The following is a 24445-nucleotide window of genomic DNA, read 5'->3' as shown; positions in this document are numbered from 1 at the left end:
GGGCTTACGCGCCGCCGTTCTCGGTGGTGCCGGTGGGACGCTGGCCCAGTTCGGCATCGAGGCGCAGCAGCCCGGGGCCATCATCGCCGATGAGCTTGAGTCGGCCGATGATCTCAGAGACGGTCGCCTCTTCTTCGATCTGTTCTTCCAGGAACCAGTTCAGCAGGGGACGTGAGTCCAGGTCACCCTCTTCGTCGGCGAGCCGGTACAGGTCGCGGATTGCTGCCGAGACGCTCTGCTCATGTTCCAGCGCGCCCTCGAAGACCGCCAGCACCGAGGCGAACTTGGCCGGTGGGGCGGCCACGGCACCGATCTTCGGGGCCATGTCGCGGTCGACCATGTGGTCGATGAACTTGTTGGCGTGCACGACCTCTTCGTCGGCCTGGTGGCGCAGCCAGGCAGCCATGCCCGGCAGGTCACGCACGTCCACCTCGATGGCGAGCTGCCGATAGGTCGTCGAGGCCTGCAGTTCGAGTGTGACCTGGGCGTCGAACGCGGATTCAAGCTTCTTGGTCATCTTCATGCCACCCAGCCTAGGCCGCCGGCCGGGTGGCATGCAGGGCTCAGGCTGTCAACGCTGCGTCAACCACCTCGCGGGCCTGCTGCTGCACCTCGGCCAGGTGCTCAGGGCTCCTCAATGACTCGGCGTAGATCTTGTACTTGTCCTCGGTGCCCGACGGGCGCGCCGCGAACCAGGCATTCTCGGTGGTGACCTTGATGCCGCCGATCGCTGCCCCGTTGCCCGGCGCATCGGTGAGGATGGCGGTGATCTTCTCACTGGCCAGCTCGGTCGCGGTGACATCGGTGGGGGAGAGCTTCTTGAGCCTTGCCTTCTGCTCACGGTTGGCATCGGAGTCGACGCGGGCGTAGTAGGACTTCCCGAATTCCTGCTCGAGCTCGGCATACAGCTGGCTCGGCGTCTTGCCGGTGACGGCGATGATCTCGGAGGCCAGCAGGTCGAGGATGAGCCCGTCCTTGTCAGTCGTCCACGTGCCTCCGTCGAACTGCAGGAAGCTCGCGCCCGCCGATTCCTCGCCGCCGAAGCCCATCTCGCCAGAGATCAGGCCGGGGACGAACCACTTGAACCCGACCGGCACCTCGACAAGGCGGCGCCCGATCTTGGCAGCGACCTTGTCGATCAGCGAGCTCGAGACCAGCGTCTTGCCGACGGCGGCCCCGGTGGCCCACTGCGGGCGATGGGTGAACAGGTACTGGATCGCGACGGCCAGGTAGGCGTTGGGGTTCATCAGCCCGGCGTCGGGGGTGACGATGCCGTGGCGGTCGGCGTCGGCGTCGTTGCCGGTGGCGATGTCGTACTTGTCACGCTGCTGGATCAGCGAGGCCATGGCGTTCGGCGAGGAGCAGTCCATGCGGATCTTGCCATCGGTGTCGAGCGTCATGAAGCGCCAGGTCGGGTCGACCGTCGGGTTCACCACGGTCATTGAGGGCAGCAGGTTCTCGGCGATGTACTGCCAGTACTGCACCGAGGCGCCGCCCATCGGGTCGGCGCCGATGCGTACACCCGCGTTGCGGATGGCGGCGATGTCGACGACCTGCTCGAGCTCGCCGCAGTAGCTGCTGCGGTAGTCATAGCGGTTCACCGACGCCGCAGCCTGCTCATAGGGCGTGCGCCTGATGGCCGATGGGTTGCCCAGCAGTTCATTGGCCCGCGACGCAATCCAGCCGGTGGCGTCGGTGTCTGCGGGGCCGCCGTTCGGCGGGTTGTACTTGAAGCCGCCATCGCGCGGGGGGTTGTGCGACGGGGTCACCACGATGCCATCGGCCTGCGCGCTGTTGGTGCGGTTGTAGCGGATGATGGCCCGGCTCAGCGCCGGGGTCGGGGTGTACTCGTCCTCACGTTCGGCGACGGTCTCGACGCCGTTGGCGTGCAGCACCTCGATCGCGGTCTTCCAGGCCGGCAGCGACAGTGCGTGGGTGTCCTTGGCGATCAGCAGCGGACCGGTGACGCCCTGGCTGGCGCGGTACTCGACGATCGCCTGCGTCGTTGCGGCGATGTGGGCCTCGTTGAAGGCCGTGTCGAGGCTGGACCCGCGGTGCCCGGACGTGCCGAAGACCACCTGCTGGTCGGGGTTGGCCGGGTCGGGGGTGAGGTCGTAGTAGGCGGAGAGGACCGCGTCCACGTCGATGAGGTCGGATTCCTGGGCTGGCTGCCCTGCGCGTTCATGAGCCATGAGGTCATCCTGCCAGCAGGGACGGGGGCAGATGTTCGCTGGTTGCAAAGCCACGGGCGCTGAGACGCCTACCAGCCGCGGGTGCTGGTTGAATGGTGGCATGAGTCACGCCGCGAACCCTGGCAGCTCCCGTGGGGCTGTCGACCTGTCCGGATTCCAGTCGTCCTCCCAGGACCCCGGCAGTCCCAACGGGCTGCTCGACGGGCACGGGGCAGCCACGCCGCCGGCCGGGGGTGCCGCCACCGGCGCCTCGTGGGTGGTCGAGGTCACCGAGGCCGGCTTCAACGACTTCGTGCAGCAGTCGGTCAGCTACCCCGTGGTGCTCGAGCTCTATTCGCCCCGCGACCCGCAGGGCGCCGAGGTCAGCCGCACCCTGGCCGACCACACCAATGCCAACCAGGGCCGGTGGCTGCTCGGCCGGGTGAACGTCGACACGGAACCCCGGGTGGCCGAGGCGCTGCAGGCCACGTCGGTGCCGTATGTGCTGGTGCTGCTGGCCGGTCGGGCCGCCCCGTTGTTCCAGGGCACCCGACCCGCGAGCGAGATCACCGCGGCGCTCGACCAGGTCGCCGAGGTGGCCCTGGCGAACGGCCTCACCAACCGGGCCCCGGCCCAGGCCCCCGCTGCCAGTGCCCACGACGCCGAGGCCGAGCCTGCCATCGACCCCCGCTATGCGCCGGCCTATGACGCCATGGAACGCGGCGAGTACGCGGCGGCGGCCGAGGAGTTCGACAAGGTGCTGGCGCAGGCCCCGAATGACCAGGAGGCGACGGCAGGCAAGGCCCAGGCCTCACTGCTGGCCCGCTCGCTCGAGTTCGTGCCCACCAAGGTCATCGCCGATGCGGCCGCCAGGCCCGACGATGTCGAGGCGCAGTTCGCCGCCGCCGACCTCGAGGTGATCCAGGGCGAGACCGCCGCGGCGTTCGACCGGCTGATCGGGTTGATCCGTGACCTGCGCGGCGACGACCGCGAACCGGTCCGCGTGCGGGTGCTCGAACTGTTCGCGACCCAGCCTGCGGGTGACCCCGTGGTGGCCAGGGCCCGCCGGGCGCTCAGTTCGGCGCTGTTTGCCTGAGCCCCGGTTGCCTGAGCCTGCGCGCAACCCCGGTGGCCGCGGCACGGCCGGCCCGGTTGGCCCCGATGGTCGAGGCTGAGGGCCCATAGCCCACCAGTTGCACGCGGGGGTCGGCCAGGGCTGTGGTGCCGGCCTCGTCCAACTGGATGCCACCCTGCGGGCTGCGCAGGCCCAGCGGGGCGAGGTGGCGGATCACGGACCGGAACCCGGTGGCCCACACGATCGCGTCGACGCGTTCGATGTGGCCGTCGGCCCAGGCCACCCCGTCGGGCAGCACCCGGGCGAACATCGGCAGTCGCCGGTCGTAGACCCCCAGCAGACGTGCCTGTTCCTCCTGCGGACGAAGCATCAGCCCGGTCACCGACACCACGCTGCGCGGGGGCAGGCCCTGGCGCACGCGCTGCTCAACCAGTGCGACGGCCGCTCGTCCGGCTTCGGGGGTGAACTCGTCCGTGCGCCACACAGGCGGGCGCCTGGTGGTCCAGAGCACATCGGTGATGGGCCCGATCTCGCCCAGGAACTGCACCGCCGAGGCGCCCCCGCCCACGACCAGGGTCCGCTTGCCACGGAAGTGCTCGGCCCCTGGCCAGCTGACGGTGTGGAACTGCTCGCCCCTGAACTCGTCCATGCCGGGGTAATGGGGCAGGTGCGGCTGGCGCCACGTGCCGGTGGCATTCACGATGGTGCGCGTGAGCCAGGCCTGCTCGCCGGCCGGCGTCGAACCCACGACCCGCAGCAGGCCGTCCGGCCGGGCGTCGGCGGCCTCGACCCGGTGCACCGTGACCGGGCGCAGCACGGGCAGGGCGTGGTCGCGCTCGTAGCGGGCGAAATAGGCCGGTACGGCCTCGTTGGCGGGCAGGTGGGCGAGGCTGGGGTCGTGCTCGGGCGAGAGCGAATCGGGCAGCGCAGCAACGCCGTGCACGTCGGCCATGGTGAGGGAGTCCCAGCGGTGCTGCCACGCCCCACCCGGCCGAGAGTCGGCGTCGAGCACGAGGTGGTTGATGCCACGGCGCTGCAGGTGGAACGAGGCCGACAGCCCTGCCTGCCCGGCGCCGAGGACGATCGAGTCCCAGATTGGTTGAGCGTTCATGTATCCCACGTCGGCTCAACGTCCTGGCCTCGGGCGATGTTCCCGGCAGGCACTGTGAGCGGCACGTTCAGCGCCGGTGGCCGTTCTCGGTGAAGACCACCTGGGCCGACCCCCGCGCGGCCAACACCTCGCGGATGCGGCGGGCGGACAGCTCCGAGACCGCCCCGTCCAGTGCGTCGGCGCCCAGCCAGTGCGCCCGGACGACCTCGCCGGGGTCGAGGCGCAGCAGGTTCACAGCATGCGCGTCGAGGTGGCCACCGTCATAGATGAACTCGATGGCGTCCGACCAGCCGAGGTGGGGCGGCATCCAGTCGACGAGCGCGGGCGTGGCCAGGTTGACGACCAACCCGATCTCTTCGGCCACCTCGCGCTGGGCGCCGTCGCGGGGTGGCTCGCCCGGTTCGACGACCCCACCGGGCAATTCATAGTCGCGCTTGTAGGTCGTCTGCAGCAGCAGCACGCGGTGCTGGGCGTCGGTGAACACGACGTGCGAGATCACCCGTTTGGTGGGCAGCACCGTGTTCATCACCGCGCTGAACGCACCGGGGCCATACGCGTCGTCGGAATCGAGGCGTGCGTACTCGAGCACGTCACAGTAGACGCCGTCGACCATGTGCGCGTCGCGGCGAACCCCTTCGAGTCGAAACCCGGCCCGCTGCAGTGCGCGGCGGGCGGGCCATTCGCCCTCGAGCACCTGGGCCTCGCAACGCCGGATGCCGGGGCGTTCGAGGGCGTCGTCGGCGGCGCTCGCCACGGCCGCGGCCAGGTCACCAGGGGCCATGCCGGTGTTCCAGTGCAGCGTGGCGACGTCGCCGACGACGTCGATGCGGATCGTGACCTCAGGCACCGGTGCCCGCGTCACCCGGGTCGGTGGCTGTGGCGGCGGGGTCCCACTTGAGCCAGACCGCCCCCAGCGGGGGCAGGCAGACCTGGGCGAGTGCGGCGCCGTCACCGCCGTGGGTGGCCGTGGCGATGACGCGTCCGTAGTTGCCGAACTGCCCGGTGCCGTCGTAGGCCGCGGAGTCGGTGTTGAGGATCTCGGTCCAGGTGCCCTCGCGGGGCAGCGCCACCGTGTGCTCGTTGTGCGGGTTGGGCGAGAAGTTGAACAGGCAGGCGATCAGCTCGCCGCTGCGCGAACGCCTCAGCCAGCTGAACGTGTTGCCGGCACTGTCGTCGGCATTGATCCAGCGGAAACCGTCGGGGTCGTTGTCGAGTTCCCAGAACGCAGCCTCGTCCTTGTAGATGCGGTTCAGGTCGGTGAACAGCTGCTTCAGGCCGTGGTGGTTGGGCGTGTCGGCGTAATGCCACGACAGGCTGGCCGACTCGTTGAACTCCTCGCGCTGGCCGAACTCGTTGCCCATGAACGTCAGCTTCTTGCCGGGGAAGGCCCACATGTAGGAGTAGAAGGCGCGCAGGGTGGCGAACTTGCGGAAGTCGTCCTGGGGCACCTTGTTCACCATCGAACCCTTGCCGTGCACGACCTCGTCATGACTGATCGGCAGGATGAAGTTCTCGGAATAGGCATAGACCATCGCGAACGTCATCAGGTTGTGCTTGTACTGACGGTGCACCGGGTCGGCCTCGACGTAGCGCAGCGAGTCGTTCATCCAGCCCATGTTCCACTTGAAGCCGAAGCCCAGGCCGCCCTGGTCGACCGGACGGGTGACCCCCGGGAAGCTGGTCGATTCCTCGGCGATCATCAGGATGCCGGGTTCACGCTCGTAGAGGTGCTTGTTGACATAGCGCAGGAAATCGATGGCCTCGAGGTTCTCGCGCCCGCCGTACTGGTTGGGCACCCATTCGCCCTCGTTGCGGGAGTAGTCCAGGTAGAGCATCGAGGCGACCGCGTCGACACGCAGGCCGTCGATGTGGAACTCCTTGATCCAGTACAGGGCGTTCGAGACGAGGAAGCTCTTCACCTCGTTGCGGCCGTAGTTGAAGATGTAGGTGCCCCAGTCCTGGTGCTCGCCCTGGCGGGGGTCGGCATGCTCGTACAGGGCGGTGCCGTCGAAGCGGCCGAGTGCGAAGTCGTCCTTGGGGAAGTGGCCGGGCACCCAGTCGAGGATGACGCCGATGCCCGCCTGGTGCAGCTTGTCGACCAGGTGGCGGAAGTCATCGGGCTTGCCGAACCGGCTGGTGGGGGCGAAGTAGCCGGTGCCCTGGTAGCCCCACGAACCCTCGAAGGGGAACTCGGCGACAGGCATCAGTTCGACATGGGTGTAACCCTGCCACTTCACGTAGTCGACCAGTTGTTCAGCCAGCTCGAGGTAGGACAACCCACGACGCCAGCCACCCAGGTGCACCTCGTAGATGCTCATCGGCTCGGCATGGGCCTGCGCGGTGCTGCGCCGGGCGATCCACTCGTCATCGCTCCAGAGGTAGCGCGAGGTGTAGACGATGCCCCCATTGTTGGGGGCCTGCTCGAAGAATTGCCCCATGGGATCGGTCTTCTCGATCCAGCGGCCGTCGGCCGTCTCGATGCGGAACTTGTACAGGGTGCCGTCGTCCAAGCCTTCGATGAACCGACCCCAGACCCCTGACCCGGGGATCAGGGACATCTCGTCACCGGTCCACCAGTTGAAGTCGCCGACCACCTGCACCTGGCGGGCGTTGGGCGCCCACACGGTGAACCGGACCCCGTCGACCGAGCCGCGCTCGTCATCCTGGATGGTCACCCGGTGCGCGCCCAGCCGCTTCCACAGCTCGGTGTCACCACCCTGGTGGAACCCTTCGAGGTCCCACCCACGCAGGTCACCGTGAAAGTCGAATGCCATGTTCCTTGCCTTCCTGCGGACAGACGCTGATCACCCGAAACCTATCGACAATGCCGTCACGGTGCAGCGCTTTGGGGGTAGTTCTCAGGCTGCGGTTCGCGGTCTCAACCCACGAGCGCCCGCAGCGCGGACAGGGGGATCTCGATCCAGTCGGGACGGTTGCGCGATTCATAGACCACCTCGTAGATCGCCTTGTCAGCGACGTAGGCATCGAGCAGCGCCCGGTCGCGTTCGCCGAACCTGCCGCCGAAGCCGGCGTTGTAGGCGTCGAGGAACGCGTCGCCGGCTGACGTGAGCCAGTCGCGCGCCCGGGACGAGGCGGGATCGTCGCAGGCCGAGGTGGCATAGGCCAGCGACCGCAGCATGCCCGCGGCATCGCGCCAGCGCGAATCGGGCAGCTGGCGCTCGGCGAGTGACTTGATCGGCTCACCCTCGAAGTCGATGATGCTCCAGCCGGCAGCGGTCAGCAGCGTCTGGCCCAGGTGGAAGTCACCGTGGATGCGTTGCCCCGGCACCTGTTCGTCAGCGAGGGCGGCGAAGCGGTCGTCGAGCGCGGGGGCCAGCTCGGCGAGCGCCGGCACCTCGGCTGCGGCCCCGGCGAGCCGGCGCCGCATGGTGGCGCTGATGTCGGCGGCACGCAGCTGGGTCACCGGGAAGGTGTCGCACAGTGCCAGGTGGATCGAGGCCAGGGCGGCGCCCAGGGCAGCGGCATCGCCGGTGAAGTCGGCGCCGGTGCGGGCAGCCCCGGTCGCGATCAGCCAGCCGTCCCGGGCCTGCGGCAATTGCTCGAGGACCATGGCGAGGTCGTAGTGCACGCGCTCGACGCGTGCTTCGAGCCAGCCGTGCAGCGTGGCCACGGAGCCGACCCCGGCGCGGTTGAGCGCGTCGTGCACGCTGATGTCCAGGTTGGCGCCGGGTTCGAGGCGACGGAAGAACTTGGTGATGGCCGTAGTGCCGACCAGCACCGACGTGTTCGACTGTTCCCCGCCGAACGCGCGGGCCTCGCCGGTCAGGTCGACGGGCCGCACCACCGTGGCCGACCAGTCCTCGGTGCGGCGTCCCGTCGCCAGCATGTCGACAAGTGCGCGCAGGGCTCCCGGGTCGCGCAACGCGTCGTGCAGGTGGACGAGGCTGCGCCGGTCGGCCGGCAGCAGTGCGGCGGCTTCGTCATCGCCCAGGGTGCCGAAGAAGGCCCCCGGCGCCTGCTGGGCATCGAGTGGTTGCCGGCGGTAGCTCAGCGGCACCAGGTACAACTCCTCGGTGCCGTCGGGGTAGTGCGCACCCACCAGTTCGAGGCGCACCGCCAGATCGTCGGTGAGGGTACACCAGGTCAACCGGCGCACGGTCCCCGGCTCGGCACCGCGCCCCTTGCCGGCAAACCAGCGGGCGCCGGTCACGTACGCCCACACGGCGGGGATGGGGTTGGTCATGGGGATACCTCCAGTTCGGGGCCGTGCAACAGGATCCAGGCGAACCCGTGCTGGTGCAACGAGAAGTGCAACCAGCCGTCCTCGTCGATGGGGACGGGCACATCGTCGCGCAACAACAACCTGGCCGCGACCCCGGCGAACCGGGGCAGTTCCAGCCGGAATTCCTGGTCGGTGCCGGTCAGGTTGTTCACGCACAGCACGGCGTGGCGGTGGTCCTCACGCAGGAAGGACAGCACGGCGTGGTTCTCACCGCCCAGGTCGGTGAACGCACCCCGTCCGAACACCGGGTAGCGGCGCCTGATCGAGAGCATGTGGCGCACCCACATCAGCATCGACGACGAGTCGCCCAGCTGGTCCTCGACGTTGACGGTGTCGGGCCCGAAAAACGGGTGGTCGACCACCGGCAGGTAGAACTGCTCGGGCGGGGCCTCTGAGAAGCCGGCGCCGGGGCCATTCGACCACTGCATCGGGGTGCGCACGCCGTCGCGGTCGTTCAACCAGATGTTGTCGCCCATGCCGATCTCGTCGCCGTAGTACAGCACGGGCGAGCCGGGCAGGCTCAGCAGCAGGCCGTGCAGCAGCTTGAGCTGGAACGGGTCGTTGTCGACCAGGCTGGCCAGGCGGCGCCGGATGCCGAGGTTGAGGCGCATGCGCCGCTGCGGGGCATACTGGGCCCACATGTACTCGCGGTCGTCCTCGGTGACCATCTCGAGGGTCAGTTCATCGTGGTTGCGCAGGAACGTGGCCCACTGGGTGCCCAGTGGGATCTCGGGCGTGCAGGCGAGGATGTCGCTGATGGCGTCGCGGGAATTCTGTTTGAGGGCCATGAACAGCCGCGGCATCACCGGGAAGTGGAAGGCCATGTGGCATTCGTCGCCCTCACCGAAGTAGTCCACGACGTCCTGGGGCCACTGGTTGGCCTCGCACAGCAGGATGCGCCCCGGGTAGTCGGCGTCGACCATGGCCCGCAGCGCCTTGAGCACGGCGTGGGTGCCGGGCAGGTTCTCACAGCTGGTGCCGTACTGTTCGACCAGGTAGGGCACCGCGTCCAGGCGGAAGCCGTCGATGCCGAGGTCGAGCCAGAACCGGATGGCCTTGAACATCTCGCGCTGCACCGCCGGGTTGTCCCAGTTGAGGTCGGGCTGGTGGGCGAAGAAGCGGTGGAAGTACCACTGGCCCCGCACATGGTCGTAGGACCAGTTCGAGTCCTGGGTGTCGATGAAGATGACCCGCGCATCGAGGTAGGCATCGGGGGCGTCACGCCACACGTAGAAGTCGCCGTACGGACCGTCCGGGTCACGCCGGGAGGCCTGGAACCAGGGGTGCTGGCTCGACGTGTGGTTCATGACGAAGTCGACGATCAACCTCAGGCCGCGGTCATGGGCCGTCACCACGAACGCCGTGAACTCCGCCAAGGTGCCCAGTTCAGGCAGCACGTCGGTGAAGTCGGCGACATCGTAGCCGCCATCGGCCAACGGCGAGGGATAGAACGGGGGCAGCCACAGGCAGTCGACCCCCAGCCACTGCAGGTAGTCGAGTCGGGTGGTCAGCCCCGCGAAGTCGCCCTCGCCGTCGCCGTTGCTGTCGCGGAAGCTGCGGACCATGACCTCGTAGAACACGGCCCGCCGGTACCAGTCGACCTCGTCGGCGCGGATGGCGCCGGTGACCTCGGTGCGGGCGATGGCCCGCTCGAGGTCCTCGGTGGACAGGCCCGCGGTGATGTCCTCGGGCGGGTCGGACCACACCGATTCATCGGCCCAGACCGGTTCGTCGTCCTCACGCGTTGGCATCGTGGCGGGTGCGCCGCTCAGCTGGTCGTCACCCGGAAGATGTGGGCCACCTGGCCGGGGTGCAGGTGCACGAAGTTGGTCACGCCCCAGGTGTATTCCGCACCACCGCCCAGCTCGTCGGTGACCCGCAACAGGCTGCGTGGGTCGAGGCCGAGCGCAGGCAGGTCGATGGTGACCTCGCCAGTTACACCACTGTTCGGGTCGAGCGTGACCACGACGAGCACATGGGAATGACCGTCGACCTTCGAGAATGCCAGCAACGAGTCGTGGGTGGTCTGGTGGAACGTGATACGGCGCAGCTGCTGCAGCGCCGGGTTCTGCCGGCGGATGTGGTTCAGCGCGCCCATCAGGCCGTTGAGGTTCGGTGCAGCGGTGAAGTCGCGTGGCCGGTATTCGTACTTCTCGGAGTTGAGGTACTCCTCGCGTCCGGGGGCCAGTGCCTCGTGCTCGAACAGCTCGAAGCCGGAATAGACGCCCCAGGAGGGCGACAGGGTCGCAGCCAGGACGGCGCGGATGGCGAACGCAGCCTGGTTGCCCGACTGCAGGTGGAACGGGTTGATGTCGGGGGTGTTCACCCAGAAGCTGGGACGGTAGCAACTCGACCAGTCGTCAGCGAGCTCCCGAGCGTACTCGGTGAGCTCCTGCTTGCTGCCACGCCACGTGAAGTACGTGTACGACAGCTGGTAGCCGACCTTGCCGAGCCCCTTCATCATCTGCGGACGGGTGAAGGCCTCGGCGAGGAAGATCACCTCGGGGTGCTTGGCATGCACCTGGTCGAGCAACCAGTCCCAGAAGTCAAGGGGTTTGGTGTGCGGGTTGTCGACGCGGAACACGGTGACGCCGTGGCTGATCCAGAACTCGAGCAACCGCAGGCATTCGTGGTAGATGCCCTCGGGGTCGTTGTCGAAGTTGATGGGGTAGATGTCCTGGTACTTCTTCGGGGGGTTCTCGGCATACGCGATGGTGCCGTCGAGCCGGGTGGTGAACCATTCGGGGTGTTCGGTCACCCAGGGGTGGTCGGGCGAGGCCTGCAGTGCGAAGTCGAGGGCCACCTCGAGCCCGAGTTCCCTGGCCCTGGCCACGAAGGCGTCGAAGTCCTCCATGGTGCCGAGATCCGGGTGGATGGCGTCATGGCCGCCGTGCTCGTTGCCGATGGCCCAGGGCGAACCGGGTTCCTGTTCGGAGGGGGTGAGCGTGTTGTTGCGCCCCTTGCGGTACTGGTGGCCGATGGGGTGGATCGGTGGCACGTAGACGATGTCGAAGCCCATCGCGGCGGCCGCCTCGAGGCGCTCGTGGCTGCCGGCGAACGTACCGGACACCCAGGTGCCGTCCTCACGCTGGTGGGCGCCCTGGGAGCGTGGGAAGAATTCGTACCAGCTCGAGAACGCCGCCCGGCGACGTTCGACGCGCACAGGCACCTCGGCGGTCGGGCTGACCAGCTCGCGCGGGCCGTACAGGTTCATCGCCCGCTGGGTGGCACGGCCTGTGGCCATGTCGAGCAGTTCCTCGACGGGTCGGTCGGGCAGCAGCGCCTCGGCCATGCTGCTCAGCACGGTGGCGGTTGTCCGGTCACCGGCCTCGGCGGCAGTCAGGGACGCCTTGCGGAACAGGTCGGCGCCCTCGAGGCAGACCAGCGGCACGTCCATGTTGACGGCGAGCTTGGCCTCGGCATGGTGCAGCCAGGTGTGCCAGGCGTCGGACCACGCCTCGACCCGGTAGGTCCAGTCGCCGACGCCCGCCACGCGGGCCCAGCCCTCCCACACATCCAGGCCGGTCGGTTCTGCCTGGCGCATCGGGAACGGGTGCTCAACGCCCTGGGGGTCGGTCAGCACGATGGTCGCGTTGACGGCGTCGTGCCCCTCGCGGAACACGTTCGCGGTGACCCGGAACTCCTCGTTCTCGACGGCCTTGACGAAATAGGCGCCGCCCTCGACGACGGGCCACAGGTTCGCCACGGGAATGCGTCCCAGGCGGTGGGGGCTGGGGTTGCGCTTCAGCGAACCGGCGGCGCGCTTCGGGGTGCTGGGCAGTGATGTCTGGCTCACAGTGACACGCTATCGAAGGCCCCCGACACTTTCAGGGACTGTGTCCGTGAAAGCGCGCAGGGGTGCGGGGGTGCAGGGGGTCGTCCCCTGCAACAACTCAGTCGGGCGGGAACTGGCCTTCGGCGCCCATCTCGAGGTCCGGCGGCGTCACCTGCGAGGCAGGCGGCTGCTCGGGCACGCGGATGACCGGGATCGGCATGGTCTCTTCGTCAGCGACCACGGTCACCGGCTCGGCCAGCACCACCCGCAGCAGCGTCACCGAACGGCCGGGCAGTTCGATGACCTGGCCCAGGTCGAGCGGTTCGGGTTGCTCACGCACCCCGGTCACCGTGTCGAGCAGCAGTTCGAAGCCCTCACCCCAGCGGGAATGCACCGGCAACTGCACGCTGACCGGTTCGGCGCCGTTGTGGAACCAGGCGAGGAAGGCCTGCTGCTTGTTCGACACGTACATGCCCAGATGGTGGCGGTGGGGGTCACCCCAGTCCTGGTCACCCATCTGGCCGCCGTAGCCGCTCATCCAGGTCAGGTCGATGCGGCCGGTGGGGGCCCCGGAGTCGTCGAGCACGTCGTCGTGGTAGCGGTAGCGCGACCGGTGCAGCACCTGGTGGGTGGCGCGCAGCCGGGCCAGTTCCTGCGTCAGCGCCAGCACGTCGCCCCAGGGTTCGCGCTCGTCCCAGTGCACCCACGAGATCTGGTTGTCCTGGCAGTAGGCGTTGTTGTTGCCGCCCTGGGTGCGTCCCATCTCGTCGCCGGCGGTCAGCATCGGGGTGCCGTAGCTGAGCAGCAGGGTGGCCATCATGTTCTTCACCTGCTGGTGGCGCAGTGCGTTGATGGCAGGGTCGTCCGATTCACCCTCCCAGCCGCAGTTCCATGACCGGTTGTCGTCGGAACCGTCGCGGTTCTGTTCGCCATTGGCCTTGTTGTGCTTCATGTCAAACGTGGTCAGGTCACGCATGGTGAAGCCGTCATGCGCCGTGATGAAGTTCACCGATGCGTTGGTGCGTCGTCCATCGTGGTCGAAGATGTCGGGCGAGCCCGACAGCCGGGTGGCCAGCTCGCGCACGTCGTGGGTGGCGCCGCGCCAGTAGTCGCGCATGAACCCGCGGTAGCGGTCGTTCCATTCCGCCCAGCGCTGGCCCCAGTTGCCGACCTGGTAGCCGTAGGGGCCGACATCCCACGGTTCGGCGATCATGGTGATGTTGTCGAAGACCGGGTTGTTCGCGATCGCTGACTTGAAGGCGTGGTGCTGGTCGACGTGGTGGAACTGGTCACGGATCAGGGTCGTGGCCAGGTCGAATCGGAAGCCGTCAACGCCCATCTCGGTGACCCAGTACTCGAGCGAATCGATCACCATCTGCAGCACGCCGGGGTTCGAGGTGTCGACCGAGTTGCCCGTGCCGGTGACGTCGTAGTCGTTGCGCAGGTCACCGGTGAGGCGGTAATAGCCGGCGTGGTCGAGACCGCGGTAGGCCAGTGTGGGCCCCTCGTGTCCGCCCTCGCCGGTGTGGTTGTAGACGACGTCGAGGAAGACCTCGATACCCGCCTTGTGCAGTTCAGAGACCATGTGCTTGAACTCGGCCACCTGCTCACCCATGGTGCCGACGGAACAATAGGCGGCATGAGGGGCGAAGAAGCCCAGCGTGTTGTAGCCCCAGTAGTTCACCAGGCCCTTGGCGATCACGAATGGCTCGCTGATGAAGTGGTGCACCGGCAACAACTGCACTGCGGTCACGCCCAGGTCCTTCAGGTGCTTGATCACCGCGGGGTAGGCCATGCCGGCGTAGGTGCCGCGCAGGTGTTCGGGCACGTCTGGGTGCTGGCGGGTGTAGCCCTTCAGGTGGGTTTCGTAGATGACGTGGCGACCCGGACGATGCCTTTCGACGATAGGGGTCGGCGGCGGCGTGTCGGCCACCACAACGCTCAGGGGCACCGAGGCGAACGAGTCGCGCTTGTCGATCTCGAAGTTGTTGCCGGGCACGTGGTCGCTGATGGGACCCGCGTAGTCGACGCCGGCGGTGATCGCACGGGCATAGGGGTCGAGCAGCAGCTTGGCGGGGTTGGCGCGCATGCCGTGGCCCGGTGCCCACTCGCCGTGCACGCGGTAGCCGTAGCGCTGCTCGGCGGCGATGCCCGGCACGAACGCGACCCAGACGCCGTCGGGGTTGCGGGACATGTCGACGTTGTGCTGGCTGCGGTCGGCATTGACCAGGGCGAGTTCGACATGGGTCGCGCGGGGTGCCCACAGGGCGAACCGGCAACCCCCGTCCATGAGCCTGGCGCCGAGGATCTTCGAATCGATGGGTGCCCGGTAGGACTCAAGCGGGGTGAGCGCAGTGGTCGTCGACATCTGTACCTCGGGTAGCGGGGGCGCGGGTGCACCCCGGGAAGCCATCACATGCTAGTGGCTCACTGGGCGAGACCCAAGAAGGCTGGCGGCACCACTATGTCACCATCCGCAGCAGGTACGCGGGTCCGCCCGTCGGTTGCGGTAGGTTGGCCCACATGAGCGATGCTGCGACGAGCCCGGACGAGGCCATGCGTCAGGCCGAGGAATGGGTGCGGCTGGAGGTCGTCGAGACCACCGCGGTGATCACCCTGGACCGACCGCCCGTCAACGCCATGACGATGGCCATGCACGACCGTATTGCCGAGCTGGCCCGCGAGGCCGGCCGCAACGATGCCGTGAAGGCCGTCGTGGTCACCGGCAACGGCAAGGCCTTCGCCGCCGGCAACGACATCGGCGAGATGCAGGCCATGTCGGTGGCCCAGATGGCGGCCCGGGTACACCCCATGCAGGCCTGCTTCACCACCGTGGCCAAGCTGCCAAAGCCCGTCGTCGCGGCCGTCAACGGGTACGCACTGGGTGGCGGCTGCGAACTGGCGCTGTGCGCCGACCGACGCATCGCCTCGTCGCGGGCGAAGCTCGGCCTTCCCGAGGTGACCCTCGGCATCATGCCGGGCATCGGTGGCACCCAGCGCCTGCCGCGTCTGGTCGGCCCCTCGCGGGCCAAGCAGCTGATCTTCACCGGCCGCAGGGTCGATGCCGCCGAGGCGCTCGACATGGGGCTGGTGGACGAGGTCGTCGAGCCCGAGGACCTCATGGACGCCGCACTGGACTGGGCACACCAGTTCCGCGACGCCGCCAGCTGGGCGTTGCGCTGGGCCAAGGAGGCCATCGACACGGGCCTCGAGACTGACCTCGACACTGGCCTGATGATCGAGGCCACCGGCTTCGCGTCGTTGTTCGGCACCGACGACCGCCGCATCGGCATGAAGAGCTTCCTCGAGGATGGTCCCGGCAGGGCCGTCTTCCGCGGCCGGTGATGGCGCGCGCCTATTTCGACCATGCGGCCTCGGCGCGGCTGTTGCCCGAGGCCCGGGACGCCTGGCTCGCTGCCACCGACCTGGTGGGCAACCCGACGGGACTGCATGCCTCGGCGCGCCGGGTGAAGGCACTGCTCGAGGACGCGCGCGAATCCATCGCCACCGACCTCGGCGCCCACCCCACCGAGGTGGTCTTCACCTCATCGGCGAGCCAGGCCGATTCCATCGCGGTGCTGGGCGGCTCGGGGCTGCGCCCCGACCGGACGGCCGTGGCGATCAGCGCCGCCGAGCACCCCGGTGTCGCCAGCATCACGAAGGCGCTGGGCCCCGACAGGGTTCGTGAACTGCCCGTGCAGCCCGACGCCGGCCTCGACCTGGCGGCCGCCGCCGCGCTCATCGACACTGACGTCGCCGTGGTGAGCGTGCACTGGGTCAACGGTGAGGTGGGCACCATCCAGCCGATCGACGCCGTGGCCGCAATGGCCCATCGGGCGGGTGCGCTCGTCCACTCTGATGCGGTGCAGGCGATGGCATGGCCCGGCATCGACTTCGCCGCCAGCGGGCTTGACCTGGTCACCGTCGCCGCGCACAAGATCGGTGGCCCCGTGGGCATCGGCGCGCTGCTGGCGCGCCGAGAACTCACGCTGGCGGCGTCCGGGCTGGGTGCCGGACAGGAACGCGGCATCGTCTCGGGCACACCGTCGGCCGCGCTCGCGGCGGCGTTCGCGGCCGCGTTGCGGGTGACCACCGGCTGGCGCCGTGACCTGGGGGATGAACCGCTGTGGCGCATGCGCCGGCGCATCCTGGGCGCGCTCGCCGGCATCGAGCGGGTCAGGGTCAACGGCCCCACCGACCCGGCCCTGCAGGTGCCCGGCATCGTCCACCTGACCATCGACGGCGTCCGCGCCGATGACGTGTTGTTCCTGCTCGACAACGCCGGCGTCGACGCGTCCACGGGGGCATCGTGCCGGGCGGGCATGCACCAGCCCAGCGACGTCGTGCTCGCCATGACCGGGTCGCTCGCCGACGCGTCGTCCTCGATCAGGCTTTCGTTCGGTTGGGAGACCACCGATGCCGAGGTGGACAGGCTCATCGCGGTGCTGCCCGGGGCGATCGAACGTGCCCGGGCGGCGTCGGCGACCTAGACTGGTGCACTGGCCCGCCCAGTTCCCACCCGTCCAGTCCCCAGGAGGATCCCCGCATGCGCGTGCTCGCAGCCATGTCCGGTGGCGTCGATTCCGCCGTCGCTGCTGCCCGGCTCGTGCAGCAGGGCCACGACGTGACCGGTGTGCACCTGGCGCTGAGCAAGAACCCCCAGTCGTTCCGTTCCGGGGCGCGGGGCTGCTGTTCGCTCGAGGATTCCCACGACGCACGACGTGCCGCCGACCGCCTCGGGATCCCGTTCTATGTCTGGGACTTCTCGGACCGCTTCCGCGCCGACGTCGTCGATGACTTCATCGCCGAATACCAGGCGGGTCGCACCCCCAACCCGTGCCTGCGCTGCAACGAGAAGATCAAGTTCGCGGCCGTGCTCGAACGTGGCGTCGCACTGGGATTCGATGCCGTGGCGACCGGCCACTACGCGCGGCTCGTCGACGGGCGGTTGCACCGCGCCGTCGACCCGGCCAAGGACCAGTCCTATGTGCTGGGCGTGCTCGACGAGCAGCAATTGTCGCGCTGCCTGTTCCCCCTGGGCGACACCGTCAAGACCGACGTGCGTGCCGAGGCCGCAGCACTCGGGCTGGGCGTGGCCAAGAAGCCCGACAGCCACGACATCTGCTTCATCCCCGACGGCGACACCGCGGGCTTCCTCGACCGCCACCTGGGCACCACACCCGGCGAGATCGTCGATGCCGACGGCACCGTGCTGGGCGAACACCAGGGCAGCCACCACTACACGGTGGGCCAGCGCAAGGGCCTGGCGATCGGGCGCCCCGCCGCCGACGGGCGCCCCCGCTACGTGCTGTATGTCGAACCGGTCAACAACCGTGTCGTCGTGGGCCCTCGGGAGCGCCTCGCGGTAAAGGCCATCACCGGCATCCGGCCGGTCTGGGCCGGCCCGGTCGTCGAGGGGCCGTGGCGCGGTTTCGCGCAGGTGCGGGCACACGGCGAGCCGATGCCCGCCACCATTCGTCTGGCCGGCGGCGAACTGCAGGTCGACCTCGACGAGCCGTGCACCGGCATCGCTGCCGGGCAGGCCGTGGTGACCTATGCCGACGACCGGGTCGTGGGCTCGGCGACCATCAACCTGGCGGCCTGAATGGTCGACGCGCTGATCCCTGCCGGCATCGGCTCGCTGCCGGGGGACGACCTGGGCGCCGCCGTGCGCATGCTCTCGGAAGCCACCCCCGACGTGGTGGCCGTGCCCGAGCTGCCCGGCCGGGGTGTCGGGGCCGACATGATTGGCCGCACCGGGGCGATGCTGTCGGGGTTGGGGCTCGACCTGCAACCAGCCGGGTGGCGCCTGGTTGACCACGAAGCCCGCGACCAGCGGCGTGCCCGCGCGCTGCTGCGCCGCGACCTGGACGACCTCGAAGAACATCTGCAGGGCTTTGCGGGGGTGGCCAAGTTCGCTGTTGCCGGGCCGTGGACGATGGCCGCGCTCGTCGAGCGTCCGCGTGGTGACAAGGTGCTCGGCGATTTCGGGGCCAGGCGCGAACTGGCGGCATCGCTGGCTGCCGGGGTGGGCGAGTTGCTCGCGGACATGGGCCGTCGACTGCCGCAGGTGACGTGGTGGGCCCAGCTCGACGAACCGATGCTGCGGCCGGTGCTGGCGGGGCAGGTCGCGACCGCCTCGGCGCTGCACCGGCACCGCCGCGTCGACGCCACGGATGCCGCGGCGGCGCTGGACCTGTTCGCCGACGTGGCCGGGGTGGTCGGCGTGCACTGGTGTGGGGCGGCCGACGTCGACGTGATGCGCCGCACGAGGCTGTCCGCGGCGGCCGTCGACATCGCCGCGCTCGCCACTGCTGACCTTGATGACCTGTCGGCGTGGCTCGAGTCGGGTCGACGGGTGTGGTGGGGCACCGTCCCCACCGCGAACCCCGACGTGCTCGAACCGGTCGACCGCAGCGCCGACCGGCTGTTCCGGTTGTTCCGCACGCTCGAACTGGACCCCGCCGTATTGCTGCGCGACGCGCTGGTGACCCCCGCCTGCGGGCTGGGGCTGTGGAGCCCGTCGGTGGCCCGGCAGGTGCTGGAACGCACCGCGGCGGTGGCCACGCAGGTCACCGAGCGGCTGCACGACCAACTCGGCGGCTAAGGTGGGCGCGTGCGCATCTTCACCAACCTGAACCTCAACGGCCCCACCCCGACGCGCGTGCAGCCGAAGGTGGGGGAGTGGGGCCCGCAGATGGTGCCGTCCACGGCCAGCAAGAAGCGCACCCGCATCTGGGCCTCGATTGCGCTGGTGGTCGCGCTGACCGCCCTGTTCCTGGTGGGCTGGTGGTTCTACAAGCAGCTCAACGGCGGGGCGTGAGTCGGTCCGCACTCACCACAGCGACACGACACCGAGCGTCGCCAGTGCCAGCACGAAGTTGCGCACGAAGAACCCGAGCAACGTCAGTGCTGCGAACGTCCACGCGTTGATCCGTCCGGCGCCGGCCACGAAGACCAGCGGGTAGAACGGCGGGATCCCTGACATGGCTGAGACGAGCAGCACCGGCTTGCCCCAGACGGGATGGTCGAGCAGGTGCGCAGCCCTGGTGCCGAGCGCGCGCCAGCGTGCACGCCAGGTGCCGGGTTCAACGTCGGCAGTGGAGGGCCGCTTGAACCAGCGCAGCTCCTTGCCGTGGCGCACCGCCCAGAACATCGCCATCTTGCCGGCGGTCATGCCGATCGCCAGCCCCAACGACATCGGGAAGGCACCCAGCACCTTCGTCGCCGCACCGGCGACTATGAACGCTTCGGAGTGGAAGACCGGGATGATCGCGGACAGCATGCCGTAGCCGATGGCCGAGACCAGCTCGACCCAGAAGCGCCACGTCATGGTCGTGGATCAGAGCGCCAGTGCTGCCAGGTGTGCCAGCCGGCGCAGCTCGGATTCGAGGAACTCCGGACCACCCTGGCGTCCCAGCACCACGGTGCGACCCCGGGCAGCGGGGGCGACGGCCACGGTCGTCTCGCCCCAGCCCGGCAGCCACTGGTCGGGCAGTTCGCCCGAGTGCGGCACGTCCAGCGGTGCCAGCAGGTTGCACCAGGACACGTCCACGCGCGAACCCGGCTCGTCCACCGGCGCCAGCCCGCTGGCGGTCTCGATGGCCCGCTCGGGTGAGAGCAGCAGCGCCCACTGGGAATGGAAGACGTGGGGTGCGGCCTCGGTGAGGATCTGCAGCGCCCGCCCGGGCTCGGCCGTCATGCGGTTGAGGGTGTCGATGTCGCTGGCCAGGCCCCAGTTCTCGGGATAGCGCGACAGCCACAGCACCGAGACGCCGTCCAGACCGGTGCAGGCGGTGATCAGGGTGTCGGGCAGGGCACCCGGGGGCATCGTCAGCATGAAGTCGTTGATGGCGAAACCCGGGCCCCGCTCGACGATCTCGATCGCGTTGATGTCAGCCCCTGCGGTGCCCAGGGCGGTCGCCACAGCACCCAGCGAACCGGGTCGGTCAGGAAGTCGCACTCGCATCAACAGCACGCAGCCATTGTTCCATGCACGCACAATCGCCCGGTTACGCCGACATGACGGTCACGTTTCTGGGCCTAGGATGGTCCAGTCCGTCCGCCCACCGCAGAACTCAGGAGTACATCGTGGCGTTGAGCCCTGATGATGTCGCCCGGCTCGCTGCACTGGCCCGCATCGAGTTGACCGAGCAGGAACGCGAGACCCTCGCCCCGCAGCTCGACGTCATCCTCGAATCGGTCGCCAGCGTTGCGGGCCTCGCCGGTGACGACATCCCGCCGACCTCGCACGCACTGCCGCTCGTGAATGTCTTCCGCCCCGACGAGGTGCGCCAGACCCTGAGCGCCGACCGGGCCCTCGCGATGGCGCCTGCCGCCGAGGACGACCGGTTCCGCGTGCCCCGCATCCTGGACGAGGAGGCCTGATGAGCCACGACAACCCTGGGACGCACGACATTCTCACGGCGACCGCCGCCGAGCTGGCGCGCCGCATCGCCACGGGTGAGCAGTCGAGCGAAGAGATCACCCGCGCCCACCTCGAACGCATCGCCGAGGTCGACGACCAGGTCAACGCCTTCCTGGCCGTCGATGCCGAGCGGGCACTGGCCAGCGCCCGGGCCGTCGACGCCAAGCGCTCTGCAGGCGAGTCACTGGGCCCGCTCGCCGGCGTGCCCATCGCGGTGAAGGACCTGCTCTGCTACGAGGGCCTGCCCACCACGGCCTCGTCACGCATGCTCGAGGGCTGGATTCCGCCGTACTCAGCGACCGTGGTCAACAAACTGGTCGCCGCCGACCTGGTCGTGCTGGGCAAGACCAACCTGGACGAGTTCGCCATGGGCTCCTCGACCGAGACCAGCGCCTTCGGTGCCACCCACAACCCGTGGGACCTCGACCGCATCCCGGGTGGTTCGGGTGGCGGTTCGGCCGCTGCGCTGGCCGCATTCCAGGCCCCGCTGGCCATCGGCACCGACACCGGCGGCTCCATCCGCCAGCCCGCCTCGGTGACCGGCACCGTGGGCGTGAAGCCGACCTATGGCGGTGTCTCGCGCTACGGCATCATCGCGATGGCCAGTTCGCTCGACCAGCCCGGCCCGTGCGCCCGCACCGTCGAGGACGCGGCCTTGCTGCACACCATCATCGGTGGCCACGACCGCATGGATTCCACCTCGATCGATGCGCCGGTGCCGCCCGTGCTCGAGGCCGCCCGCGCCGCTGACGTGGCCGGGATGCGCATCGGCGTCGTCCGCGAACTGGGCGGCGAGGGCTATGCCCCCGGCGTCGAACAGCGCTTCCGTGAGTCGGTGCAGTTGCTGCAGGACGCCGGCGCCGAGGTGGTTGAGGTGAGCTGTCCCCACTTCGTCCACGCCCTGGCCACGTACTACCTGATCATGCCCGCCGAGGTCAGCTCGAACCTGGCCCGCTACGACGCGATGCGCTATGGCTTGCGCGTCGGTGACGACGGCACCCGCTCGACCGAAGAGGTCATGCGGCTCACCCGTCGCAAGGGCTTCGGCGCCGAGGTCAAGCGCCGCGTCATCATCGGCACCTATGCCCTGTCGAGCGGCTACTACGACGCGTACTACGGCTCGGCGCAGAAGGTGCGCACGCTGATCAGCCGCGACTTCGACGCCGCCTTCGCCAAGGTCGACGTGCTCGTGTCGCCCTCGACGCCCACCACGGCGTTCAAGCTGGGCGAACGCGTCGACGACCCGCTGGCCATGTACAAGGCCGACCTGTGCACCATCCCCGCGAACCTGGCAGGTGTGGCCGCCGGCTCGTTCCCGGCCGGGCTGGCTCCCGAGGACGGCCTGCCGGTCGGCTTCCAGGTGATGGCACCCGCGATGGCGGACGACCGCGTCTACCGCGTCGGTGCGGCCCTGGAGCGGCTGCAGGCCGCCGCGTGGGGTGCGCCGTTCACCAGCCAGATTCCGTTCCTGGAGGCAACCCGATGAGCGAGTCGAACCTGACGGACCAGCTGATGGACTATGACGAAGTGCTGGAGCGCTTCGACCCGGTCATGGGCCTCGAGGTGCATGTCGAGCTGAACACTGTCTCGAAGATGTTCTGCGGCTGCCCGACCACCTTCGGTGGTGACCCGAACACGCACGTGTGCCCGGTGTGCCTGGGCATGCCCGGGTCGATGCCGGTGATCAATGCCAAGGCGGTCGAATCAGGCATCCGCATCGGGCTGGCGCTGAACTGCGAGATCGCCACCTGGTGCCGGATGGCGCGCAAGAACTACTTCTATCCCGACATGCCGAAGGACTACCAGATCAGCCAGTACGACGAGCCGATCGCCTTCAACGGCTGGCTCGACGTCGAGGTGGATGGCCAGACCTACCGCATCGAGATCGAACGCGCCCACCTCGAGGAGGACACAGGCAAGTCGCTGCACGTCGGTGGCCAGACCGGTCGCATCCAGGGTGCGGACTATTCGCTGCTCGACTTCAACCGCGCCGGGGTACCACTGGTCGAGATCGTCACCAAGCCGATCGTGGGCGCGGGCGAGAAGGCGCCGCAGGTGGCCCGTGCCTATGTCGGTGCCCTGCGCGAGATCCTGCGCGGGCTCGGCGTCTCGGACGTCCGCATGGAGCAGGGCTCACTGCGCTGTGACGCCAACGTCTCGTTGATGCCGACCGGTACCACGGAGTTCGGCACCCGCACCGAGACCAAGAACGTGAACTCGCTGAAGTCGATCGAGGCGGCCATCACCCACGAAATGCGCCGCCAGGCCGTCGTGCTGGCCTCGGGCGGCACGGTCAAGCAGGAAACCCGCCACTGGCACGAGGTGGGCAACCACACCACGCCGGGGCGCTCGAAAGAGACAGCCGAGGACTACCGCTACTTCCCCGAGCCCGACCTGGTGCCGATCGCGCCGAGCCGGGAGTGGGTCGAAGAACTTCGCGCAGCACTGCCCGAGCCGCCGGCCGTCCGGTTGAAGCGCGTCGTCGCCGAATGGGGGTTCACCGACCTCGAGCTCCGCGACGTCCTCGGTGCCGGTGCGGTCGAGGTGATCGACGAGACCGTGCGGGCCGGCTGCACGCCGCAGGCCGCCCGCAAGTGGTGGGTCGGCGACCTGGTGCGCCGGGCCAACGAGGCGGGCGTCGAACTGGCGGATGTCGGTATCACACCCGTGCAGGTGGCCGCGCTGCAGCAACTGGTCGACGCCGGCACCATCAACGACAAACTGGCTCGCCAGGTGATCGACGGTGTCATCGCCGGTGAGGGTGAGCCTGCTCAGGTCGTCGACGCCCGCGGGCTGGCCGTGGTCTCGGACGACGGCGCACTCTCGGAGGCCATCGATGCCGCCATCGCCGCCAACCCGGACGTGGCCGACAAGATCCGCACCGGCAAGGTGCAGGCGGCCGGCGCCCTGATCGGTGCCGTGATGAAGCAGATGCGCGGTCAGGCCGACGCAGGGCGCGTGCGCGAGCTCATCATCGAGAAATTGACCTGAGCACGTCCGCGTCGCCGATGACCTCGACATCGGCGACGCGACGGCGTCCCATCAGCCACAGCGCCACCTCACTGGGCTTGCCCACGAGCGTCACCATCCGCGCCCCAGGGCGTACGTTGAGTGGACCCTCGTCGTCCAGCACGTTCTCGATCCGCAGGCCCACACCCTGGGGCAGCTCGCGCACGGCAATACGTGCCGAGAAGGCGATCTGGCGCCAGATGGATACCTCATCGCTCACCAGCAGGTTGCGCGGCGCCGCGGGGGAGTCCCCGGCGCGGCGCACGTCCTCGTGGTGCACGAAGAACTCCAGGCCGTTCATCTGCTGGTCGAGCCCGGGCACTGCGCGCAGCAGCCGGGTGCCGTGCCGGAACCGGTCGACAACCGCGGTCCAACTGGACCGGTCGAGCACCCGGGCCATGCGGTGGGCACGGTAGGGCTCGAGGAACGGCACGATCGTGCCCAGCGACCCCAGCACCTCTGACTCCCGAACAATCAGGTGGGCGGCCAGGTCGCCCGTGTCCCAGCCTTCGCACAGCGTCGGCTGCTGCGGGCCGACGGCATCGAAGAGGTCAGCGAGGGCGGCGCGTTCGCGGGCGGCCAAGGTGCTCATGGATCGAGCGTATGAGGTCGTCCGGGGTGGCACAGCAAAAC

At 68.9% G+C, this 24445-nt stretch carries 21 protein-coding genes; 9 read left to right on the top strand and 12 right to left on the bottom strand.

What is annotated here, in order from left to right; all coding sequences use genetic code 11:
• Positions 1 to 4: 4 nt before the first annotated feature.
• A complete protein-coding gene (locus ACQCX5_RS02165; RefSeq protein ID WP_434540341.1) occupies positions 5 to 523 on the bottom strand; it encodes a ferritin in 519 nt (172 codons plus the stop codon).
• A 40-nt stretch (positions 524 to 563) separates the two neighbouring features.
• Complete coding sequence (gene pgm / locus ACQCX5_RS02160; RefSeq protein WP_434540340.1) at positions 564 to 2192, bottom strand: phosphoglucomutase (alpha-D-glucose-1,6-bisphosphate-dependent); 1629 nt, start codon at positions 2190 to 2192, stop codon at positions 564 to 566.
• A 100-nt stretch (positions 2193 to 2292) separates the two neighbouring features.
• Here pgm and ACQCX5_RS02155 point away from each other — a divergent pair, with 100 nt between their 5' ends.
• Complete coding sequence (locus ACQCX5_RS02155; protein WP_434540339.1) at positions 2293 to 3267, top strand: co-chaperone YbbN; 975 nt, start codon at positions 2293 to 2295, stop codon at positions 3265 to 3267.
• Here the strand turns inward: ACQCX5_RS02155 and ACQCX5_RS02150 are convergent.
• The 7 genes from ACQCX5_RS02150 to glgX all read right to left on the bottom strand — a co-directional run bounded on the left by ACQCX5_RS02150 (position 3245) and on the right by glgX (position 14743).
• A complete protein-coding gene (locus ACQCX5_RS02150; protein WP_434540338.1) occupies positions 3245 to 4357 on the bottom strand; it encodes an NAD(P)-binding domain-containing protein in 1113 nt (370 codons plus the stop codon). The genes ACQCX5_RS02155 and ACQCX5_RS02150 overlap by 23 nt on opposite strands.
• 67 nt (positions 4358 to 4424) lie before the next feature.
• Positions 4425 to 5204 (bottom strand): NUDIX hydrolase, encoded by a 780-nt coding sequence (locus ACQCX5_RS02145; RefSeq protein ID WP_434540337.1) that lies wholly within the window; start codon positions 5202 to 5204, stop codon positions 4425 to 4427.
• On the bottom strand, positions 5197 to 7131 hold the full coding sequence (gene glgB / locus ACQCX5_RS02140) for a 1,4-alpha-glucan branching protein GlgB (protein WP_434540336.1): 1935 nt from the start codon (positions 7129 to 7131) through the stop codon (positions 5197 to 5199). The genes ACQCX5_RS02145 and glgB overlap by 8 nt, the downstream gene beginning before the upstream one ends.
• A 104-nt stretch (positions 7132 to 7235) precedes the next feature.
• Complete coding sequence (locus ACQCX5_RS02135) at positions 7236 to 8561, bottom strand: maltokinase N-terminal cap-like domain-containing protein (RefSeq protein WP_434540335.1); 1326 nt, start codon at positions 8559 to 8561, stop codon at positions 7236 to 7238.
• Positions 8558 to 10351: a maltose alpha-D-glucosyltransferase gene (treS, locus tag ACQCX5_RS02130; RefSeq protein ID WP_434540334.1), complete on the bottom strand. Its 1794-nt coding sequence runs from the start codon at positions 10349 to 10351 to the stop codon at positions 8558 to 8560. The genes ACQCX5_RS02135 and treS overlap by 4 nt, the downstream gene beginning before the upstream one ends.
• Positions 10352 to 10368: 17 nt before the next feature.
• Positions 10369 to 12396 carry an alpha-1,4-glucan--maltose-1-phosphate maltosyltransferase gene (locus tag ACQCX5_RS02125; protein WP_434540333.1) on the bottom strand — a complete coding sequence of 676 codons (2028 nt, stop codon included), beginning with the start codon at positions 12394 to 12396 and terminating at the stop codon, positions 10369 to 10371.
• A gap of 97 nt (positions 12397 to 12493) precedes the next feature.
• Positions 12494 to 14743, bottom strand: coding sequence for a glycogen debranching protein GlgX (gene glgX, locus ACQCX5_RS02120; RefSeq protein ID WP_434540332.1), 2250 nt, complete (start codon positions 14741 to 14743; stop codon positions 12494 to 12496).
• 155 nt (positions 14744 to 14898) lie between these two features.
• Here glgX and ACQCX5_RS02115 point away from each other — a divergent pair, with 155 nt between their 5' ends.
• From ACQCX5_RS02115 to ACQCX5_RS02095, 5 genes are read left to right on the top strand one after another with little or no spacing between them, the layout of a single operon-like run.
• Entirely contained in the window at positions 14899 to 15720 is an 822-nt protein-coding gene (locus ACQCX5_RS02115) for an enoyl-CoA hydratase/isomerase family protein (RefSeq protein WP_434540331.1), read from the top strand.
• Entirely contained in the window at positions 15720 to 16865 is a 1146-nt protein-coding gene (locus ACQCX5_RS02110; RefSeq protein ID WP_434540330.1) for a cysteine desulfurase family protein, read from the top strand. Before ACQCX5_RS02115 ends, ACQCX5_RS02110 begins: the two co-directional genes overlap by 1 nt.
• Before the next feature lie 56 nt (positions 16866 to 16921).
• Positions 16922 to 17980, top strand: coding sequence for a tRNA 2-thiouridine(34) synthase MnmA (gene mnmA, locus ACQCX5_RS02105; protein WP_434540329.1), 1059 nt, complete (start codon positions 16922 to 16924; stop codon positions 17978 to 17980).
• Entirely contained in the window at positions 17981 to 18982 is a 1002-nt protein-coding gene (locus ACQCX5_RS02100; RefSeq protein WP_434540328.1) for a hypothetical protein, read from the top strand.
• Positions 18983 to 18991: 9 nt separating this feature from the next.
• Positions 18992 to 19198, top strand: coding sequence for a hypothetical protein (locus ACQCX5_RS02095; protein ID WP_434540327.1), 207 nt, complete (start codon positions 18992 to 18994; stop codon positions 19196 to 19198).
• Between the two features lie 12 nt (positions 19199 to 19210).
• On the opposite strand, the gene ACQCX5_RS02090 is transcribed toward ACQCX5_RS02095, so the two are convergent.
• Together ACQCX5_RS02090 and ACQCX5_RS02085 are read right to left on the bottom strand one after the other, a co-directional pair.
• Complete coding sequence (locus ACQCX5_RS02090; protein WP_434540326.1) at positions 19211 to 19708, bottom strand: VTT domain-containing protein; 498 nt, start codon at positions 19706 to 19708, stop codon at positions 19211 to 19213.
• Between the two features lie 9 nt (positions 19709 to 19717).
• On the bottom strand, positions 19718 to 20347 hold the full coding sequence (locus ACQCX5_RS02085; protein WP_434540709.1) for an ACT domain-containing protein: 630 nt from the start codon (positions 20345 to 20347) through the stop codon (positions 19718 to 19720).
• Positions 20348 to 20466: 119 nt separating this feature from the next.
• On the opposite strand from ACQCX5_RS02085, the gene gatC reads away from it, so the two are divergent.
• The 3 genes from gatC to gatB are packed head-to-tail and all read left to right on the top strand — an operon-like array spanning position 20467 to position 23794.
• Positions 20467 to 20763: an Asp-tRNA(Asn)/Glu-tRNA(Gln) amidotransferase subunit GatC gene (gatC, locus tag ACQCX5_RS02080; protein ID WP_434540708.1), complete on the top strand. Its 297-nt coding sequence runs from the start codon at positions 20467 to 20469 to the stop codon at positions 20761 to 20763.
• Positions 20763 to 22289 carry an Asp-tRNA(Asn)/Glu-tRNA(Gln) amidotransferase subunit GatA gene (gene gatA, locus ACQCX5_RS02075; protein WP_434540325.1) on the top strand — a complete coding sequence of 509 codons (1527 nt, stop codon included), beginning with the start codon at positions 20763 to 20765 and terminating at the stop codon, positions 22287 to 22289. The genes gatC and gatA overlap by 1 nt, the downstream gene beginning before the upstream one ends.
• Positions 22286 to 23794 carry an Asp-tRNA(Asn)/Glu-tRNA(Gln) amidotransferase subunit GatB gene (gene gatB / locus ACQCX5_RS02070; protein WP_434540324.1) on the top strand — a complete coding sequence of 503 codons (1509 nt, stop codon included), beginning with the start codon at positions 22286 to 22288 and terminating at the stop codon, positions 23792 to 23794. Before gatA ends, gatB begins: the two co-directional genes overlap by 4 nt.
• On the opposite strand, the gene ACQCX5_RS02065 is transcribed toward gatB, so the two are convergent.
• The gene (locus tag ACQCX5_RS02065; protein ID WP_434540323.1) at positions 23775 to 24404 is read right to left on the bottom strand and encodes a TIGR03085 family metal-binding protein; all 630 of its coding nucleotides are present in this window, start codon (positions 24402 to 24404) and stop codon (positions 23775 to 23777) included. The genes gatB and ACQCX5_RS02065 overlap by 20 nt on opposite strands.
• Positions 24405 to 24445 lie beyond the last annotated feature (41 nt).

Origin of the sequence: Aestuariimicrobium sp. G57 (genome assembly GCF_050110855.1) — a bacterium.
Lineage (GTDB): Bacteria > Actinomycetota > Actinomycetes > Propionibacteriales > Propionibacteriaceae > Aestuariimicrobium.
Note: the sequence above shows the minus strand (reverse complement) of the source record. Positions and strands in the feature narration are given on the sequence as shown.